16 protein-coding genes are annotated in these 18,138 nt (G+C 62.2%); 2 read left to right on the forward strand and 14 right to left on the reverse strand.

The window, feature by feature from the left end; genetic code table 11:
• Positions 1-95: 95 nt before the first annotated feature.
• Positions 96-2,063, reverse strand: a complete 1,968-nt coding sequence (locus INT40_RS18260; protein ID WP_193096674.1) for an ATP-dependent DNA helicase — start codon at positions 2,061-2,063, stop codon at positions 96-98.
• Positions 2,060-3,535 (reverse strand): GTPase HflX, encoded by a 1,476-nt coding sequence (gene hflX / locus INT40_RS18265; protein WP_193071935.1) that lies wholly within the window; start codon positions 3,533-3,535, stop codon positions 2,060-2,062. The genes INT40_RS18260 and hflX overlap by 4 nt, the downstream gene beginning before the upstream one ends.
• 110 nt (positions 3,536-3,645) lie before the next feature.
• On the opposite strand from hflX, the gene INT40_RS18270 reads away from it, so the two are divergent.
• Entirely contained in the window at positions 3,646-4,260 is a 615-nt protein-coding gene (locus INT40_RS18270) for a class I SAM-dependent methyltransferase (RefSeq protein ID WP_193096675.1), read from the forward strand.
• An 89-nt stretch (positions 4,261-4,349) separates the two neighbouring features.
• Here the strand turns inward: INT40_RS18270 and dapF are convergent, their stop codons facing one another.
• From dapF to INT40_RS18330, 12 genes are all read right to left on the reverse strand, one after another.
• Complete coding sequence (dapF, locus tag INT40_RS18275) at positions 4,350-5,342, reverse strand: diaminopimelate epimerase (protein ID WP_101571095.1); 993 nt, start codon at positions 5,340-5,342, stop codon at positions 4,350-4,352.
• 66 nt (positions 5,343-5,408) lie between these two features.
• Positions 5,409-6,344 (reverse strand): tRNA (adenosine(37)-N6)-dimethylallyltransferase MiaA, encoded by a 936-nt coding sequence (gene miaA / locus INT40_RS18280; RefSeq protein ID WP_193096676.1) that lies wholly within the window; start codon positions 6,342-6,344, stop codon positions 5,409-5,411.
• Between the two features lie 12 nt (positions 6,345-6,356).
• Complete coding sequence (locus INT40_RS18285; protein WP_193096677.1) at positions 6,357-7,010, reverse strand: hypothetical protein; 654 nt, start codon at positions 7,008-7,010, stop codon at positions 6,357-6,359.
• A 1-nt stretch (position 7,011) separates the two neighbouring features.
• On the reverse strand, positions 7,012-8,508 hold the full coding sequence (gene miaB / locus INT40_RS18290; RefSeq protein ID WP_101571100.1) for a tRNA (N6-isopentenyl adenosine(37)-C2)-methylthiotransferase MiaB: 1,497 nt from the start codon (positions 8,506-8,508) through the stop codon (positions 7,012-7,014).
• A 39-nt stretch (positions 8,509-8,547) separates the two neighbouring features.
• Complete coding sequence (locus INT40_RS18295; RefSeq protein WP_193096678.1) at positions 8,548-9,294, reverse strand: regulatory protein RecX; 747 nt, start codon at positions 9,292-9,294, stop codon at positions 8,548-8,550.
• On the reverse strand, positions 9,275-10,387 hold the full coding sequence (gene recA, locus INT40_RS18300) for a recombinase RecA (protein WP_101571104.1): 1,113 nt from the start codon (positions 10,385-10,387) through the stop codon (positions 9,275-9,277). Before recA ends, INT40_RS18295 begins: the two co-directional genes overlap by 20 nt.
• A gap of 367 nt (positions 10,388-10,754) precedes the next feature.
• Positions 10,755-10,982 (reverse strand): DUF3046 domain-containing protein, encoded by a 228-nt coding sequence (locus tag INT40_RS18305; protein ID WP_101571105.1) that lies wholly within the window; start codon positions 10,980-10,982, stop codon positions 10,755-10,757.
• Positions 10,982-11,311, reverse strand: coding sequence for a helix-turn-helix domain-containing protein (locus INT40_RS18310; protein WP_101571107.1), 330 nt, complete (start codon positions 11,309-11,311; stop codon positions 10,982-10,984). The genes INT40_RS18305 and INT40_RS18310 overlap by 1 nt, the downstream gene beginning before the upstream one ends.
• Positions 11,312-11,507: 196 nt before the next feature.
• Positions 11,508-12,032, reverse strand: a complete 525-nt coding sequence (locus INT40_RS18315; RefSeq protein ID WP_319022021.1) for a CinA family protein — start codon at positions 12,030-12,032, stop codon at positions 11,508-11,510.
• Between the two features lie 4 nt (positions 12,033-12,036).
• A complete protein-coding gene (gene pgsA / locus INT40_RS18320) occupies positions 12,037-12,756 on the reverse strand; it encodes a CDP-diacylglycerol--glycerol-3-phosphate 3-phosphatidyltransferase (protein WP_319022022.1) in 720 nt (239 codons plus the stop codon).
• Between the two features lie 99 nt (positions 12,757-12,855).
• Complete coding sequence (locus INT40_RS18325) at positions 12,856-15,780, reverse strand: DNA translocase FtsK (RefSeq protein ID WP_413463560.1); 2,925 nt, start codon at positions 15,778-15,780, stop codon at positions 12,856-12,858.
• A gap of 207 nt (positions 15,781-15,987) precedes the next feature.
• Positions 15,988-16,533 (reverse strand): ArsR/SmtB family transcription factor, encoded by a 546-nt coding sequence (locus INT40_RS18330; RefSeq protein ID WP_101571115.1) that lies wholly within the window; start codon positions 16,531-16,533, stop codon positions 15,988-15,990.
• Positions 16,534-16,691: 158 nt separating this feature from the next.
• Between INT40_RS18330 and INT40_RS18335 the strand changes: the two genes are divergently transcribed.
• Positions 16,692-18,002 (forward strand): MFS transporter, encoded by a 1,311-nt coding sequence (locus INT40_RS18335; RefSeq protein ID WP_193096680.1) that lies wholly within the window; start codon positions 16,692-16,694, stop codon positions 18,000-18,002.
• Positions 18,003-18,138 lie beyond the last annotated feature (136 nt).

Consider the following 18,138-nt stretch of genomic DNA (forward strand, 5'->3'; position numbering starts at 1 on the left):
GGCCCCTGCCCTCGTCGGTCTGACAACCGCTCAGGCTCCACTAGCTGTGCCCCCGACCGATATCGGTCGGGGGCACAGTGCGTTTCAGTCTCCGGTCATTTCTCGGTGGCGGCCAGACGTCCCAGGCTGCTCTTCACGAGTGCCGAATCGGTCGTCGGCCACATCGATGGCATCGAGTTCACCAAGTAGCCGCCGTAGCGGGCCGAGCGCAGGCGTGAGTCGAGGACAGCCACGATTCCCCTGTCCGATGTCGACCGAATGAGGCGGCCCGCGCCCTGTGCCAGGCGCAGTGCGGCATGAGTGGCGCTGACGGCCATGAACCCGTTGACTCCCCGATCATCGGCATCTCTCGACCTGGCCTGCATCAGCGGGTCATCGGGGCGTGGGAACGGAAGCCGGTCGATGATGACGAGACGATTGGTCCGGCCCGGCACGTCCACTCCCTGCCACAGCGACATGGTGCCGAAGAGACAGGCTTGGTCATCTGCGGTGAATTGAGAGACCAGCGACGGCAGCCCGTCATCACCTTGGAGCAGGATCGGGAAGCCCAATTTCGCCCGCAGGTGTTCGGCTGCGGCATTCGCGGCCGCGCGTGAGGAGAAGAGTCCCAGTGCACCGCCCTGGGACGCGGTGACCAGTTCCTCCAACTCGTCCAGAGCCTGTTCGCTCAGGCCGCTGCGGCCCGGACGCGGAAGGTGGGCTGCGACGTAGAGGATGCTCTGCTTGCCGTAGTCGAAGGGTGATCCGACATCGAGGCTGTCCCATTTGGGGGCGTCGGGGCCGAAGAGTCCCAATGACGCTGCGACCGCGTCGAAGTTACCACCCAGCGACAGAGTCGCCGAGGTGGCCACCACCGTCGATTCTTCGAAGATCCCTGACCTCATGGTCCCGGCAACGCTGAGCGGCGCGACGACGAGGTTCGTGGTCTCCCGTTCGCGGAAGGTGCTTCTCGACAACCACACGACATCGTTCTTGCCCGGTGCACAGAAGCGCTCGGCGAGTTCGAAGATCTCCTGGCACCGGGCCTTGGCCATCTGCCGACCGGCGTCGGACTCTTCGGTTTTGCCGCCGATGTCATTGATGATCTGTCGCGTGGAGTCACGAATCTGGGCCAACGCGAGGGACAGTGCCTCGCTCATATTCATGATCAGGCCCTCGGCGACTCCGCTCTGGGCACGTTCGAGTGCTGCGGCGGCCGAGTCGAGCAGCGCGACGACACCGTCCTGCACGATCGTGTGCTTGCGCACGGAACTAGTGGCGGCCGCGAGCAGGCTGGTATTGATCTGACCAGACAGTGCGTTGGTGACCCGGTCCTTCAATTCGTGGGCCTCGTCGATGATGATGACATCATGTTCGGGCAGCACCGTGTTCTCACCGAAGGCGTCGATGGCCAACAGGGCATGGTTGGTCACGACGATGTCAGCCTCGGCGGCATTGTTGCGGGCCAGCTCCGCGAAGCATTCCGTGTACAGGGGACAGTTCGAGCCGAGGCAGTCGAAGGCGTTGACTGAAACCTCTGACCACGCCCTGTCGCTGACACCAGGCAGAAGATCATCGCGATCCCCGCTGTCAGTGGTCTTCTCCCACGTACGGATCCGCTGAATCTCCTCACCCAGACCCGACCGGTCGTTGGCCTTGCGACCGGCCTCCGCATCGGCACCGAGGTCGAAGAGCATCCCTTCGCCCTCATCGGGATACCCGCCGGAGAGCTTGTGCTTGCACACATAGTTGCGTCGGCCTTTGAGCAGGGCCGCGCGTGGCAGCGGGTCGAGAGTCTTCTTCACCGACTTGAACAGGCGCGGCAGGTCACGGTGGATGATCTGTGTCTGCAGAGCCAAGGTGGCCGTGGACACGATGACGCGCTTGCCTGTTCGACTGGAGTACTCGGCCGCAGGAACCAGGTACGCCAACGACTTTCCTGTGCCGGTTCCGGCCTGAACCAGAAGGTGGATGCCCTTGTCTACCGACGAGGCAACCGCCTCGGCCATCTCCGTCTGTCCGTGTCTGGGCGAGCCGCCGATGGCACCTACGGCGGACTCGAGCAGATCTTCGACCTTACTCACTTGCCGATGACCAGGTCCGGACGTCGGAAGTCTGCGAGCTCCGCTGCCAGGTCTGCCGGAACCTTCGCCTGCATGGCGGTTCCCTCGGCACCGTGTTCTTCGTGTTCGACCGTGCCCAGTGCATAGATCTTCGACACGAGGTCGCCGCGCTCATAGGGGATGAGCACTGTGACGTCAATATTCGGCGAGGGCAGCATCGCCTCGATTCTTTCGACGAGCTCGGCGATTCCCTCCTTGGTCACAGCGGAGACGAAGCAGGCATCCGGGTACTCCGCGTGGAGTCCGGTCACCACTGCTTCATCGGCAAGGTCGGCCTTGTTGAAGACCAGGAGTTCGGGGATATCTCCGGTCTCGACGTCTTTGAGCACGTCCCGGACGGCATGGATCTGTCCATGCGGATCCGGGTGCGAGGCATCGACGATGTGAAGGATCAGATCCGAGTCGGAGGCCTCTTCCAATGTCGACCGAAATGCTTCGACCAACTGGTGTGGAAGGTTTCGGACGAAGCCGACAGTGTCCGTGTAGGTGAATGTGATGCCCTCCGCGGTCCGGGACTGTCGCACAGTCGGATCCAGGGTGGCGAAGAGCGCATTCTGCACCATCACCTCGGCGTCGGTGAGCTGGTTGAGCAGGGAGGACTTGCCGGCGTTGGTGTAGCCGACGATCGCCACCGACGGGATGTGGTTGCGTGCGCGGTTCTTCCGCTTCGTCAACCGTGAGGGTGCCATCCCTTCGATCTGTCGGCGCAGCTTCGACATTCTGGCCCTGATTCGACGGCGGTCGAGTTCGATCTTCGTCTCACCGGGACCGCGGGAACCGATTCCAGCACCGCCGGCAACCTGGCCACCCGCCTGACGCGACAGTGACTCGCCCCAGCCGCGTAGGCGTGGGAGCAGGTATTCGAGCTGAGCCAGTTCGACCTGGGCCTTGCCCTCGCGGGACTTAGCATGCTGGGCGAAGATGTCGAGGATGAGGGCAACGCGGTCGATGACCTTGACCTTGATTACGTCTTCGAGTCCGCGGCGTTGGCTGGGTGCGAGTTCGGAGTCGATGATCACGGTGTCAGCACCTTCGGAGGCAACGATCTCGGCCAGCTCGGCGGCTTTGCCCTTGCCGAGGTAGGTTCCAGGGTCCGGGGTCTCGCGGCGTTGGATGATGGCGTCGAGCACCTCGGATCCAGCGGTCTCTGCGAGGGCCGCGAGCTCCCTGATCGAGTTCTCGGCGTCAGCCTGCGTGGTGTTCCACAGTCCGGCGAGGACGACCTTCTCCAGGCGGACCTGGCGGTATTCGACCTCGGTGATGTCTTCGAGTTCGGTGGACAGGCCGGCGACCCGTTTGAGTGCCGCCCTCTCAGCCAGATCGAACTGCGAGGCGTCATCGACGTTTGATTCGTTGGTACCCAAGGCTTGAGCACCTCGTGCGAGAACGCGGTCGAGCATCGCGTCCCGACGCTCTTTGTCAGTGGACGTCATTCATTCCTTTGTTCGTTTCCACTCTTCGCGGCACTGCTGCCGTGTGAAGAGTTTCCTCTCAGAACAGAGAGGTGTCCATCAATTCTCCCACAGCCGTCTAGACTGTAACGGTGTCTGAGCACTATTTCACCGAATCGCCCAGCAGCGAAGCCAAAACACGCGAGCTGACCCTTGATCTCGCGGGCCGCGAGGTCACGGTCGAGACAGTTTCGGGGACGTTCTCCCCCACGCGTTTGGATCTGGGAACAGCGGTTCTGATACGCCATCTCCCGACACCGGAGCCCGGCGAGATCCTCGATCTGGGGTGCGGTTGGGGTCCCATTTCCTTGGACGCAGCGCTTAGTGCCAAGGACGCCGAGGTAGATGTTCGTGTGTGGGCGCTCGACGTCAATTCCCGGTCCCTTGATGCCACGCGCAAGAATGCGCAGCGTCATGGTCTGAGTTCGATTCGTCCCGTCACCGCTGATGAGATCCCGTCGGACATGCAGTTCAGTGCGATCCGTTCGAATCCGCCGATCAGGGTTGGCAAGGAGGCTCTGCATGAGCTGCTGACCACTTGGCTGCCACGCTTGGCTCCCGCCGGACGCGCCGATCTCGTCGTGTCGAAGAACCTCGGTGCGGATTCTCTGCAGAAGTGGCTCATCGAAGCTCTGGGACAAGGCTTCAGTGTCGTGCGCACCGGGTCGTCGAAGGGTTTCCGGGTCCTCACCGTCACCCGGGACTGATCGAACCGCAAACCGAACAAGCCGCAGGCTGGTTGAGGTCAACATCTGGTTGAGGTCAACATCTGGCTCAGGTCAGCTGCCGGCGAAAGTCAGCTGATTGTGCCGCTGGCGACCAAAACAGCCGGTCCGGAGAGGGTGACGTTGCCGCGGGTGCCGTCTTCGTTCACAGTGATGCCGATGCGCAGCTGACCGCCGGGAACATCCACACGCCACTGCAGTGGAGAGGCAGGTCCTGCCCAGTGGTGGGCGGCAATGGCTGCGGCGCACGCTCCCGTACCGCAGGACCGGGTCTCTCCGACACCGCGTTCGAATACCCTCATGCGCAGGGCACCTTCTCCCCCGGCCACGTCGCTGCGTGCTGGTTCCATAACGATGTATTCGACGTTCGATCCTTGAGGTGGAACCGGGTCGAGGATCGGTGCGTCGCGCAGTTCTGCGCTGTCGAGTTCAGCCAGCTCGGCGAGTGCGACCACCGTGTGAGGGTTGCCGGTCTCGACGCGCATGCCGGGGCGGGGAACTTCGATGCCCGAGGTCGTTACGAGAACGTGGTCACTGTCATCCAGAGACCATTCGCCCATGTCGATCATGTACCAGGCATCGCTCGCGGAGCCGGGAAGCCTCGGTCCTGCCGCGGCCGCTGTCTCGTCACCGGTCTGCTTGCCCAGTGCAGGGTTGAGGACCGTGCGGACGGTCTTGATGCCGTCTCGTGTGCCGACGAGGATCTCTCTGGCATCGGCTGGGACGCGACCAGTGGTCACCAGCACGTGGGCGAAGACGCGGACGCCGTTGCCGCACATTTCGGAGAGGCTGCCGTCGTGGTTGTAGTAGTCCATGAACCATTCGGCTCCGGCCTCGGCCTGCTCGAGAGCGCCGGGGATCCCGCTGCTTGCCGAGCGGACGATGCGGATGACACCGTCGCTGCCCAGGCCCGAGCGACGATCGGCCAGGAGCGCGATCGTTTCAGGATGCATCTCAAGGGAACTGTCGTCGTCGGCTAAGAGGACGAAGTCGTTCTGCGTGCCATGGCCCTTGATGAAGTCGGTGCCTGCGATATCGGCGAATGGTGACTGGGAGGAACTCATGAACTTATCCTATCGGTGAGCGATCCGCGCTTGGCACAGTCGGCTTTCAGTTCTGGAGAATGGACTTCAGCTCTCGGGGTATGTTGTGCCTGCGATGGTCTCGAGGGCGTGGGCAGCATTGGCCTCATGGTCGCCGGCGGTCGCGTCGATCCAGACGGTGCGCGGATCCCTGCGGAACCAGGTGTCCTGTCTGCGTGCGAATTGCCGGGTTCTGATGGTCGTCTGCTCTTGGGCTGTGTCTTGGCCGAGTTCGCCGCTCAGGTGCTGCTGGATCTGTGCATACCCGATGGCCCGCGATGCGGTTCTGCCTTCGGCCAGGCCACGCTCGAGGAGACTGCGGACTTCGTCGACCCACCCTTGTTCCCACATGATTTTCACTCGGGCAGCGATTCGTTCGTGCAGGGTGGCCCGCTCCACGCTCAGTCCTAGGTGGAGGGTCGGTTCGATGGCCTGGTAGTCGGGCAGCTGAGCGCTGAAGGGGCGTCCGGTCAGCTCGATGACTTCGAGGGCACGCACGATGCGTCGGGAGTCGTTTGGTGTGATCTTCTCCGCGGCGGCGGGGTCGACTTCCTGCAGGTGCCGGTGCCTGCCCCACCGGTCGGCGTCGACTTCAGATTCGATTCGTGCCCGCACCTCGGGGTCGGTGCCGGGGAATTCCATGCGGTCGGTCGCGGCTCGCACGTACAGTCCCGATCCGCCGACGAGGATGGGTCGTCTCCCCCGGGTGCGGATGTCTGCGATGGCCTCACGCGCCTGCCTTTGAAAGGTCTGTACGTTCGCTTCTTCACGCACGTCGAGGATGTCGATGAGGTGGTGGGTGATTCCTCGGCGCTCATTGAGGGGCAGTTTGGCGGTGCCGATGTCCATGCCTCGGTAGAACTGCATGGAATCCGTATTGATGATCTCCCCGCCGAGGTGTTCAGCCAGGTTGAGTGCCAGGTCCGATTTTCCTGTGGCTGTGGCCCCGGCGATGGTGATGATGGGCTCTTCGGCCGTGCTCAAGGGTGGCTCATCTCAATACGTTCCGGTCCCGCACAACGAACGGACCTCGTGGACGTTCTCGTCGAAGACCGTGCTGAACGAATAGTCGGTTCCTTCGCGAAGAAGCATATGTGCGGTTGCAGCGTCGAGGAGGTCGAGGTCGGCGTGCACGTCGGCACCCGCCGACGTCGCTGCGACTACTGCGTCGACATCACCGGCTGTGAGTGCATGTACGACACGGGCGTCTGCCTCCGCTGCGCCGGGCACTGGTGCCAGTGGAGCGTTTTCGGACGCAGCGACGGACAGGTCGATGGGAATCATCAGGTCATCTGTGCTGCCCAGCGTGCCGATTCGAACACCACAGGAATGAGCGTGGAGGAGCGCCACTGCTATGGCCGGATGCGCGGATTCACTGGCGGCACGCTCGGCAGGATTGAGCGCGGACACGGTCTCAACCCATTCCTCGCCTTCGAGCAGCTCATTCGTTCGGGTATCAATGCCACGATCGATGCCCAGCCCGCCGAGGCCGGCTACGGGAGGCAGCTCGCGCACCGGAAGCGCCCACTTCGTCTTGGTCTGCAGAATGGATTCGATGACAGTTCGCAAGGGTCCGATCTGCGCGGATTCTGCCAGGTCCACACCGTCTAAGAGGATCGGTGCGGCCGGGATGATCGCAAATTCGGGCATCTCAGCCGCGGGTGCGGATGGTCGGCATGCCCAGATTCGTGGATCCGGCACTTGTCTGTCCCGGCGCTGGGGCTCCACAGCTGTCCGCCTGTGCCCGGTCATAGGCATCGCCTGCTCGGGAGGGACGTACCGCGAAGCCGGAGTCGGCCAAGAGGAAGAATGGTTTGGCTTCGGTCACGGTGGCAGTGACGAAGTCACCGGGACGCGGCATATCGATTCCGTCAGGGATCCCCACGTGGACGAGTCGGTTGTCTGCCGCGCGGCCGGTGAGTCGTGGTGAGTCATCGTGTGGTCTGGTCGTGACGAGCACTTCGATCTCCCGGCCGACCTGTACCTTGTTCTCCTCCCAGGAGATCTCGTCCTGGAGCGCAGTCAGTCGCTCGAAGCGTTCCTGCACGATGTGCTTGGGTACCTGATCGTCCATCGTGGCGGCGGGAGTGCCGGGGCGTATCGAGTACTGGAAGGTGAAGGCCTGTGAGAAGCGGGCACGACGGACGATGTCCATGGTGCCGAGGAAGTCTTCTTCGGTCTCCCCTGGGAATCCGACGATGATGTCGGTGGTGATCGCTGCATGCGGGATCTTCTCGCGCACGGAGTCGAGGATGCGCATGAACCTGCTGGTGCGGTAGGACCGGCGCATGGATTTCAGAATCGAGTCGGAGCCGGACTGCAGCGGCATGTGCAGCTGCGGCATGACGGTCGGCGTCTCTGCCATGGCCTCGATGACGTCATCGGAGAACGAGGCAGGATGCGGGCTGGTGAAGCGCACACGTTCGATGCCCTCGACCTTGCCCACGGCGCGCAGCAGTTTCGCGAATGCTCCCTTGTCCCTGAATTCGGCACCATAGGAGTTCACGTTCTGGCCCAGAAGTGTGACTTCGACGACGCCGTCGGCCACGAGCGCTTCGACCTCGGCCAAGATGTCGCCGGGTCTGCGGTCCTTCTCCTTGCCGCGCAGGCTGGGGACGATGCAGAAAGTGCAGGAATTGTTGCATCCGACCGAAATCGAGACCCACCCGGAATGCTGTGATTCGCGGCGGCTGGGCAGAGTGGATGGGAAGACGTCGAGGCTCTCGAGGATCTCGACTTGGGCTTCCTGGTTGTGGCGTGCTCGTTCGAGCAGTGCCGGCAGCGATCCCATATTGTGAGTGCCGAAGACGACGTCGACCCAGGGGGCCTTCTTGACGATCGTGTCCCGATCCTTCTGTGCCATGCAGCCGCCGACTGCGATCTGGAAATCAGGGTTGCGTTCCTTGATGTGCGCCAACTGACCCAGGTTTCCGTAGAGACGGTTGTCCGCGTTCTCGCGGACCGCGCAGGTGTTGAAGACGATGACGTCGGCTTGGTCATCGGTGTCTGCGGGAACATAGCCCGCATCATCGAGAAGTCCGGACAGCCGTTCGGAATCGTGGACATTCATCTGGCAGCCGTAGGTCTTCACCTCGTAGCTGCGCGGTGATTTCTCGGTGGAGGTGGGTGCATCAATCAGTTCAGTCATGGCGAAACTATTCTAGCTGTTGTCTGTCATCGGCGAAGCTCAGTCTTCGGCGAGGACTTCGCGTGTCACCTTGATACAGATTGAGGATGCGAATCCGCGTCGTGCGAGCATGCCCAGAATTCGACGCTCACGGACCTCGTAGTCGAGTCCGCGTGTCGATGCGGCCTTCTTCTCGGCGACCTGGCGGGCGAGGTCGTCTTCCCCGTCCACATCCTCGACGGCGTCGGAAACGATCTCTGCGGGCAGGCCCTTTTTGTTCAGTTCTCGTTTGAGCGCGGTGCGGGACAGTTTTCGACGCTCCCTGTGAGCTCGGACATAACGGTGTGCGAACTCTTCGTCGTTGAGGAGTCGTGACTTCTGCAGTTTGGCAATGAGTTCGTCGACTGCTTCGGGCAGGAAATCGCGCTTGAGCAGTTTGTCCCGCAGTTCGCCGCTGGCGTGATCGCGCATGGCCAGCATGTTCATGGCCGTCTTCTTCGCCTTCGCATAGGAGGCGTCGAAGTCCAGCGGCTCATCGTCGTCATCGAATGACAGCGCGTCGGCGAATGAGGGAACGTCCTCAGATGGTGCAGCACCCACACCCATCGGAGACTCCGACGACGAGGCGGTGTCAGCGAAGTACTCGGGCTCCCCTTCGGCGTGGCGTTGGTCGATCTCGGTGATGGCTTCGCGCAGCTGCGTCAGCTTCGCGCTCGGCGCATCTGATCTCGCCGAGTCGCCCCCGTGGGGACGTGACTCGGCGAGATCGCTGTCGCGATCGATCGGATCAGGAAACTTCGACGTCATCCGATTTCGAGCTCTCTGCTGCGCTGCCCTCGGCCTTGTCTGCTCCTGCCTCAGCTTCAGGCTCGTCGACCTTGATCAGACCCATCTTGTGTTTGATCTTGAGTTCGATCTCCTCGGCCAGTCCTGGGTTGTCGCGCAGGAAGTTGCGCACGTTTTCCTTGCCCTGGCCCAGCTGGTCACCGTCGTAGGTGAACCATGATCCGGATTTGCGGATGATGCCGTTATCGACGCCCATATCGATGAGGCTGCCCTCACGGGAGATGCCCTGGCCATAGATGATGTCGAACTCGGCCTGCTTGAACGGCGGTGCGATCTTGTTCTTGACGATCTTGGCGCGGGTGCGGTTGCCGACCGCGTCCTGGCCTTCCTTCAAAGTCTCGATGCGTCGCACGTCGATGCGCACGGAGGCGTAGAACTTCAGTGCCTTACCACCAGAGGTGGTCTCCGGTGAACCGAAGAAGACGCCGACTTTCTCACGCAGCTGGTTGATGAAGATCGCGGTGGTCTTCGACTGAGACAGGGCGCCTGCGATCTTACGCAGTGCCTGCGACATCAGTCGCGCCTGGAGGCCCACATGGCTGTCGCCCATCTCGCCTTCGATCTCGGCCTTCGGCACGAGGGCCGCGACGGAGTCGATGACGATGACGTCGAGCGCTCCGGAGCGGATGAGCATATCGGCGATCTCGAGTGCCTGCTCACCGGTGTCCGGCTGGGACACGAGGAGCTGGTCGGTGTCGACGCCGAGCTTCTTCGCGTATTCCGGATCTAGGGCGTGCTCAGCATCGATGAATGCTGCGATTCCGCCCGTCTTCTGAGCATTGGCGACAGCGTGCAGGGCCACTGTTGTCTTACCCGAGGATTCCGGGCCGTAGATCTCGACGACGCGGCCGCGGGGCAGGCCGCCGATGCCCAGAGCGATGTCGAGTGCGATGGAACCGGTGGGGATGCAGGCGATGGGTTCACGGACCCCTTCGCCCAGACGCATGATCGCGCCCTTGCCGTAGTTGCGGTCGATCTGTCCCAGCGCGGCGTCGAGCGCCTTCGACTTATCGCCGCCGGTAGGGATCTGCAGGTTCTTCGGTGTACGAGCCATGGTCTCTCCTAAAAGTTTCGTTATCCGTTGAGACCAAGGCTAGAAGGTGGCACTGACATAACAACAGAGGAACGAATTCCCCCGTGGATAATCGGCCACTCATGGTCACAGGTCCCGTGAATCATTACCAGCATAACCGACATGGGAACAAGTGTTCTATATGTCGGTGCGTGTCGCGCTATTTTGCACCGTCCGCCGCTCCTCGACCTGAAGATCGATGCTGGATGGATCGAGTGATTTCGCCGTACCCGTCGGATTGACTGCCGTACCGGTGAGACTGAGTGCCTTGCCAGTCAGCACGAAGCAGCGTATAGATGAACAGATGCGAGGAGCAGTCGTGGGAAGGACGGCGCTGGACAGTCAGATCCTAGAACGGACGTGAACGTGGCTTCTCTTTGCCCAGTCGACGAGATTCGGGTACGCCCGAGGCGTCACAGACTGCAGTCCAGATGTCCCGGGGTTCGACGCCTGCGCTGAATGCCTCTTCGGCGGTGCGAGAGCCCAGGCTGCTCAGGGCGAGGTCTGTGTGCAGTGATGCGGCTCGAGCTTCGCCGAATTCCTCATTCATCAGAACCCAGTAGAGGGTGTGCCGCATTACGGCTTGGCTGCCAGTCGTGGCACGGTATATCCACCGGGGCGACCGAGGATCTTGTCGGAGAGTTCCTGTGGAATGGTGTCCGGGATTTCGACGCCCTCCTCCAGTGCGAAACGGTCGGAGACCGATGACAGCAGAGCCGACAACGGCAGGTCGAGGGCTTCACAGATCGCGGAGAGGAGCTCAGAGGAGGCTTCCTTCTGTCCGCGTTCGATCTCGCTGAGGTAGCCCAGCGAAACGCTGGCCCCCGTAGAAACATCGCGCAGGGTCCGCCCCTGGCGCCGACGGACGGAGCGCAGTGCGTCACCGATTTCAACTCTCAGTAGCATTGCGCGTCCCTCCTCTTGTCTCCGCGAACAGTCTTGATGGTGTACTCAACTTTACAACCCGGTCGTTGCCGAGCGCCAACCTGGGTGTGTGACCTGATGGTTTTGCCAGTCCATTCGAAGGTACCGATGCATGTTCGTCCAATTGCCATTGCTTCGTTAACTGCGCCGAGGCTGTACTTATTCCACGGCGCCGGAATCATGATTGGTTCGCGTCATCGGCTTCGGGTCCGAACGCCATCTGTGTGGCGAAGTCGTCGAGGTCTGCCACCATGGCCGCCACCGTCTGACTGCGGATCGCGTCCCGGTCCCCAAAGAAATGGTGCTCGCTGACCTGCGCCTTTCCGGCGAAGGCGATGGCGGTGTAGACAAGACCGACCGGCTTGTCGTCCTGTGGTTCGGGTCCGGCGACTCCCGTGCAGGCCGCCCCGATGTCGGCGACGCATTCCCTGGCTGCGCCGGCCGCCATCTGAGCTGCGACGACTTCGTCGACGGGGCCGGTCTCCTCAATCTGCTTGGCGTCGACTCCGGCCAGGCGCGATTTTAGGTCGGTGGCATAGGTGATGAGTCCGCCGCGGACGACTGCAGAGGCACCAGGAATGTCGACGAGTGTGGCCACGAAGCGACCACCGGTCAGCGATTCTGCTCCGGCGATCGAAAGTCCCACCTGTTTGCAGGTGGTGATGAGATGCTGGCTTCGGGCGAAGAGTTCTGTCTCGTTCACAGGCTCACTTCGAGTCCGGACCGGTTGGATTGGCCGAGGAGGGACCATCTCCGGACGGACGGTCAGCCGAGGGACCGCCGGCAGCAGTCTCGCCTCCTCCACGTGAGTCCTTGGCCAGTTTTGCCGCCTGGGCGCAGTAGTCGATTCCTGTCACAACAGTGACGATGATGGCCGCGACCAGGGTCAGCCAGGCCAGGATCAACAGTGCGAAGGTCACGCCTTCGGGAACGATCTGCGCCACAGGGCGCAGCAGCAGGAACAGCCCGATGGCGACGGTCTGCAGCACCGTCTTGATCTTGCCGCCTCTGGACGCGGGCATGACGGCGATGCGGATCATGAAGAAGCGCAGCACGGTGATGCCCAGTTCACGGATGAGGATGATGACGGGAACCCACCAAGGGATCTCCGTGATCACAGCGAGGCCGATGAGTGCCGCCGCCATAAGGGACTTGTCAGCGATCGGGTCGGCGATCTTGCCGAAGTTCGTGATCAGGTTGTATTTGCGGGCCAGATCTCCGTCGAGCTTATCCGTGGCCATCGCCAGCAGGAAGACGGCCAGCGCCCACCACCGCATGGTCATGTCCTGGCCGCCATCGACCAAGAGAAGGACGAGGAAGACGGGGACGAGCAGGATCCGCAGCACGGTCAGGGCATTGGGAACATTCCACGGGCTGGGCTCTGCCGGTGCGGGTCCCGGGGCGCTGTTCTCTGGTCGATCATTCACAGAGCAACCCTATCGGAATGACATGTGAATGGCGTGGAGCCGACCGCTCGTTTCAGCGGTCGGCTCCACGCCGTTCTCAGTTCTGCTTTGCGGTGCGAGTCAGCGACCGGTCAGTGACCAGGCGTCCTCTCCGCTGGTCTCAACGACTTCCAAGCCGGTCTCGGGGTCGACGTCGCCGATATGCAGATCGTCGGCATGCCCGACTCCCGCCGAGTAACGGTCGTTGGCACCAGAACCTGCTGACCTCCCCGAAGTGTTCGTTCCTGAATCTCCGAAGTCGTCGAACTCCTCGTCGTAGTCTGCGGCGGCCGACGCTCCGCTCGCACCCTGCGTGCTGTGACCCGCGCCGTAGCCCGAGCCGTCGTCGTCCGAGCCGCCGCCACCGCCTGATGCCGGGTTCGGGTCCTCGTCGGGTGGGGTCTCGCCCTTGATGATCGCCAGTGTGCCTGGCAGATCCTCGGGACGGACCAACACGTCACGTGCCTTCGAACCTTCGGAGGGTCCGACGATGCCACGTGATTCCATGAGGTCCATGAGTCGCCCGGCCTTGGCGAAGCCGACGCGCAGTTTGCGCTGCAGCATCGAGGTCGAACCGAACTGTGTGGTCACAACCTGTTCGGCCGCCTGGAGCAGCAGTTCGAGATCGTCGCCGATCTCCTCATCGATCTGTTTCGTCGGCTTCTCCACCGCGACGTCTTCACGGTAGTTCGGCTTGAGTTCGCCCTTGACGTGTTCGACGACCTTTTCGATCTCGGACTCGTTGACCCAAGCGCCCTGGACGCGCATCGGCTTGGCAGCACCCATGGGCAGGAACAGTGCGTCACCCTGTCCGATGAGCTTCTCCGCACCGGGCTGATCGAGCACGACTCGGGAGTCAGCCAGCGATGAGGTGGCGAAGGCCAGCCGTGAAGGTACGTTGGCCTTGATCAGACCGGTGACAACATCGACGCTGGGTCGCTGGGTGGCGAGCACCAGGTGGATGCCTGCCGCACGTGCCAGCTGGGTGATGCGCTGGATCGAGGCCTCGACGTCGCGCGGCGCGACCATCATCAGGTCGGCGAGCTCGTCGACGACGACCAGCAGGTAGGGGTAGGGCTGCAGGACCCTTTCGCTTCCGGCCGGAACCTGGACGCGGCCCTCCCGGACGGCCTTGTTGAATTCGTTGATGTGTTTGAACCCGAAGTTCGCGAGGTCGTCGTAGCGGGCGTCCATTTCGCGTACAACCCATTCGAGCGCCTCGGCGGCCTTCTTGGGGTTCGTGATGATCGGTGTGATGAGGTGTGGAATGCCCTCATAGATCGTGAGCTCTACGCGCTTCGGGTCGACGAGGATCATGCGCACCTCGTCGGGGGTCGCACGCATCATGATCGAGGTGATCATGGAGTTCACGAAGCTCGACTTACCGGCACCGGTGGCACCGGCGACGAGCAGGTGGGGCATCTTCGAGAGGTCGGCAACGACGAATCCGCCTTCGACATCCTTGCCCACGCCCATGACCAGTGAGTTCTCGGTCTTGCGGGCGGCCTTCGATCGCAGCACATCGCCGAGGGACACGTTCTCACGGTCGGAGTTGGGGATCTCGATGCCGATCGCCTTCTTGCCGGGGATCGGCGAGAGGATGCGGACATCGGCGCTGGCCACCGCGTAGGCGATGTTCTTGGACAGCGCTGTGACCTTCTCGACCTTGGTGCCTGATCCCAGCTCCACCTCGTACCGGGTGACCGTGGGGCCACGTGAGAAGCCGGTGACCTGTGCGTCGATCTTGAACTGTTCGAGCACGTCGCGCAGGGCTTCGACGACGCGGTCGTTGGCCTCGGAGCGCTCCTTTGCCGGTGGGCCGGGCAGAAGATTGTCGGAGGCAGGCAAGGTGTAGGTGACGTCCCCGGCCAGAGTGAGCTGCTCGACTCGTTCGGGCAGCTGTTCCGTGGCTGGCGGTGCAGGGTTGTTGGTCACCGGCACCGGCGCCGAGGTGTCACCTGGGGTAGCCTTCTTCGTCACCGAGGCGGCATCGTCGTCCATGCCGATGGTCTTCTTCAGTGCGGCAGTTTCGCGCTCGGCCTTCGTCGGTCGACGTTCACCGGGTTTGAACTGCGGCCGTTCGATGACCGTGGTGTCAGCTTCTTCTTCGCTGACATCGTTTTCGTGGATATAGGCCTTGTCGTAGGCCTTGGTCGTCGTGTCATCGTCGGGATGTCCGCCCTCGGGCAGGTCGGTCTTCTTTTTCTTGGTCCGACGTTTGCTGCCCATGACGGGTTTGAGGGTGGAGGTGCGCGCGTTGTCGGCGACGAGGTCGGTCGATTCCTGCCCGTCCTGCTTCTCGGAATTGGGTCGCGCTCCCCCAGTCAGACGCAGGTAGAGATCCATGAGGCGTTTGGGAATCGAACGCACCGGTGTCGCGGTGATGACCAGCAGGGAGAAGAGCCCGAGCAGGATGAGCAGAGGGACCGCCACATAACTGGTGGTGGCGGTGACCAGTGGTGAGGAGATGACGAAGCCGAGCGCCCCTCCCCCGTTGGCCATGGCTTCTGGGGAGTTGGTGAACGTCGGATTGCCTGCGGCAATATGGGCCAGACCCGAGGAAGAGAGGAGCAGGAGGATGATTCCGATGAGGATCCTGTTATTGCCCCGGTTATCGTCTCCGCGCAGGAACAGTCGAATCGCGTAGCAGGTGAAGATCACTGGCAGCGCCAGTGCCACTCTGCCGAAGGTGCCCTCGACGATATTGCGGACGACGTCGCTGATCGCGCCGGGGATGTTCCACCATTCGAAGGCCGCGATGATGATTGAGAGACCGATGAGGAAGAAGGCTGTGCCGTCTCTCTTCGTCGGTGACTGGTCACTCGGTTCGTCGCTGAGGATCTTTCGCGCACGGTTTCCGGCCATGTGGGCCACTCCCCTCCACGCACCGGTGACAACGTTTGTCCCGGGGTCTTCCTTTGTCCCCGCTTGCCCGGTCCGACCAGCAGCTTTGCGCGCTGTGCCTTTTCCTTTACCAGAAGCGGGGGAAGTCGTTCTGGTCGCCATGCTTCTTATCTTAGGGCGATTATGCGCTCCTGCCCAGTAAATCCGCAGGGTTCGGCGCGCCATAAGAGGGGTGGAAACTGGCGAATATCCACGTCAGACCCTACGTGCAATGAAGACGAGCTCACGGCCGAGGCGGTGGAATACGTCGTGTCCTCAGTCCAGCCTTCCCCGGCGCGCAGCGCGCGTCATGATAGCTATCGCTCATGGTCACTCGGGTGTATAGCTGCTCGGGTGCATGGCGATGAACAGTCCCCACTGTGTGGCGTCCGGTTTCTTGCGGCGGGAGCGGAACTCTTCGAAGAGGGCGTCGATGCGGGCGCGGAACTCCTCAACCTCATCCTCGGTGAGCATCGCCGCCATCCGTCCCATCGTGCGCTCCGCGTAGGGAGCCGCCGTGAATTCGGCGGTGAAGGCATCGAGCATCTCATTTGTCATGTCACCGGTGTTGAGGAACCAACTCTTGCCCGTTGCAAGGTACGGGATCTCCCGGGCACCTCGGCGACCTCGTCTCGGCTCCTGCGCCTCAAGGAAACCCGTGTCGGCGAGCATCCGCACATGGTGCAGCGATGTCGCTGGGTTGAGGTCGGTCGCCTCGGCGATCTCACGATTACTCAGTGCCTCGTCGAGGCACAGCCGCAGGATGCGTATGCGAAGACTCGAGGCCAGAGCCTTCGCCTCGGAATCGGTGGCATCACGGCGTTCGACGGCTCGCGCGACGGTCCGCGCCGTGTTCTCGGCGCGCTCAGCATTCATACCTCAACGCTAACGAGTGATCGGGAGAAGTCAATTGGTCACACCACAGTGATTGACTTAACTCAATCACTCCTGTCAGACTGCAATTGAGAGATCTCAATCACTCCCGATCTAATCTCCGTCGTCAGTTCACCGATACCCCGACTCAAGGACGAGCCATGGTTACAGCCCACCCCGCACCGCCAGGACGCTCACCCTTGTGGAACCACCGCGACTTCATGAAACTGTGGGCGGGCGACACGGTCTCAGTGTTCGGTTCGCAGCTCGTCTTCTTCGCACTCCCCCTTATCGCCGTCAGTCTCTTAGACGCCGATGCCTTCCAGATGGGGCTTCTGGCGACACTGGAATCGGCTGCCTTCCTCCTCATCAGTTTGCCGGCGGGCGCTTGGATCGATCGACTGCCGAAGAAGATCGTCATCGTCTCCGGCGACATCGTGCGTGCTGGCATCCTGTTGACGATCCCGCTGGCCTGGGCGCTCGACGCACTGAGCATGCCCCAGCTCTACATTGTGGCCGCAGGAGTCGGGATCGTCACCGTCTTCTTCGATATCGCTAATCAGTCGTATCTGCCCGAACTCGTCGACGGCGGATCCATCGGGGACGGCAATGGCAAGCTCCAGGCCAGTCAGCAGACGGCAGGAGTCGTCGGGCCGACTTTGGCCTCAGGCCTCGTCACAGCCATCGGAGCCCCACTGACAGTGGGCCTGACCAGTGTCTGTATGGGCCTGTCGAGTCTTTTCGTCAGCAGAATCCGCCACCGCGAAACACCGCCGGAACCAGAGACCCGCAACGGCTTCATCTCCGAGATCCGTGAGGGATTGGGCTTCGTCCTCGGCCACAACCTGCTGCTGCGGATCACCGCGTGCACCGGCCTCACGAACTTCGCAGCATCAGGCATCTTCGCTCTCCTGGTGCTGTTCGTGTTGACGACTTTGGGACTGAGCCAGGTTCAGCTGGGCATCATCATGTCGGCCAGCGCGATCGGGGGAATCCTCGGTGCTCTCAGTGCCGCCAGGGTGCAGACACGACTCGGTGAAGGAACGAGCATCTCGGTGTCCGCAATGCTCGGTGGGTTGAGCTTCTTCGGGATGCCCCTGGCCACGGTTCTGCCGACCTTCCCGACGATGCTCGTGGCCAGTCTTGTCACCGGCTGGGCGGTCGTCGTCTACAACATCGCCCAGGTCAGCTTCCGCCAGCGCTTGTGCCCGAAGCCGCTGCTGGGACGCATGAACGCCTCAATTCGTTTCCTCGTCTGGGGGCCGATGCCGCTGGGTTCACTACTCGCCGGTTTCCTCGGCGACAGCCTTGGCGTGTCCACGACGATGTGGATCCTCGCAGCGTGTTCGCTTGCCGCGTCGATCCCTGTGATCGCATCCCCGCTCCTGCAGATGCGGACTCTGCCGCGCGAGCTGGACCTGCTTGGTGCCGACAGTGACGCCACCAGTGATGCTGAAGAGGAATCTGCTTAAGACTCACACCAGCTTGAATGGTTCGTGATTCCAGAATCCATTGCGAAATGCGATGACACCTGAACTGAGCTCGGGGGTGCTGTGATGCTCCTATAGATGTCAAGCGGCTTGAAGAAGGAAGTCCCGGTACTGCGCT

This window comes from Brevibacterium sp. FME17, assembly GCF_014897515.1.
In the GTDB taxonomy this organism is placed as follows: Bacteria; Actinomycetota; Actinomycetes; order Actinomycetales; family Brevibacteriaceae; genus Brevibacterium.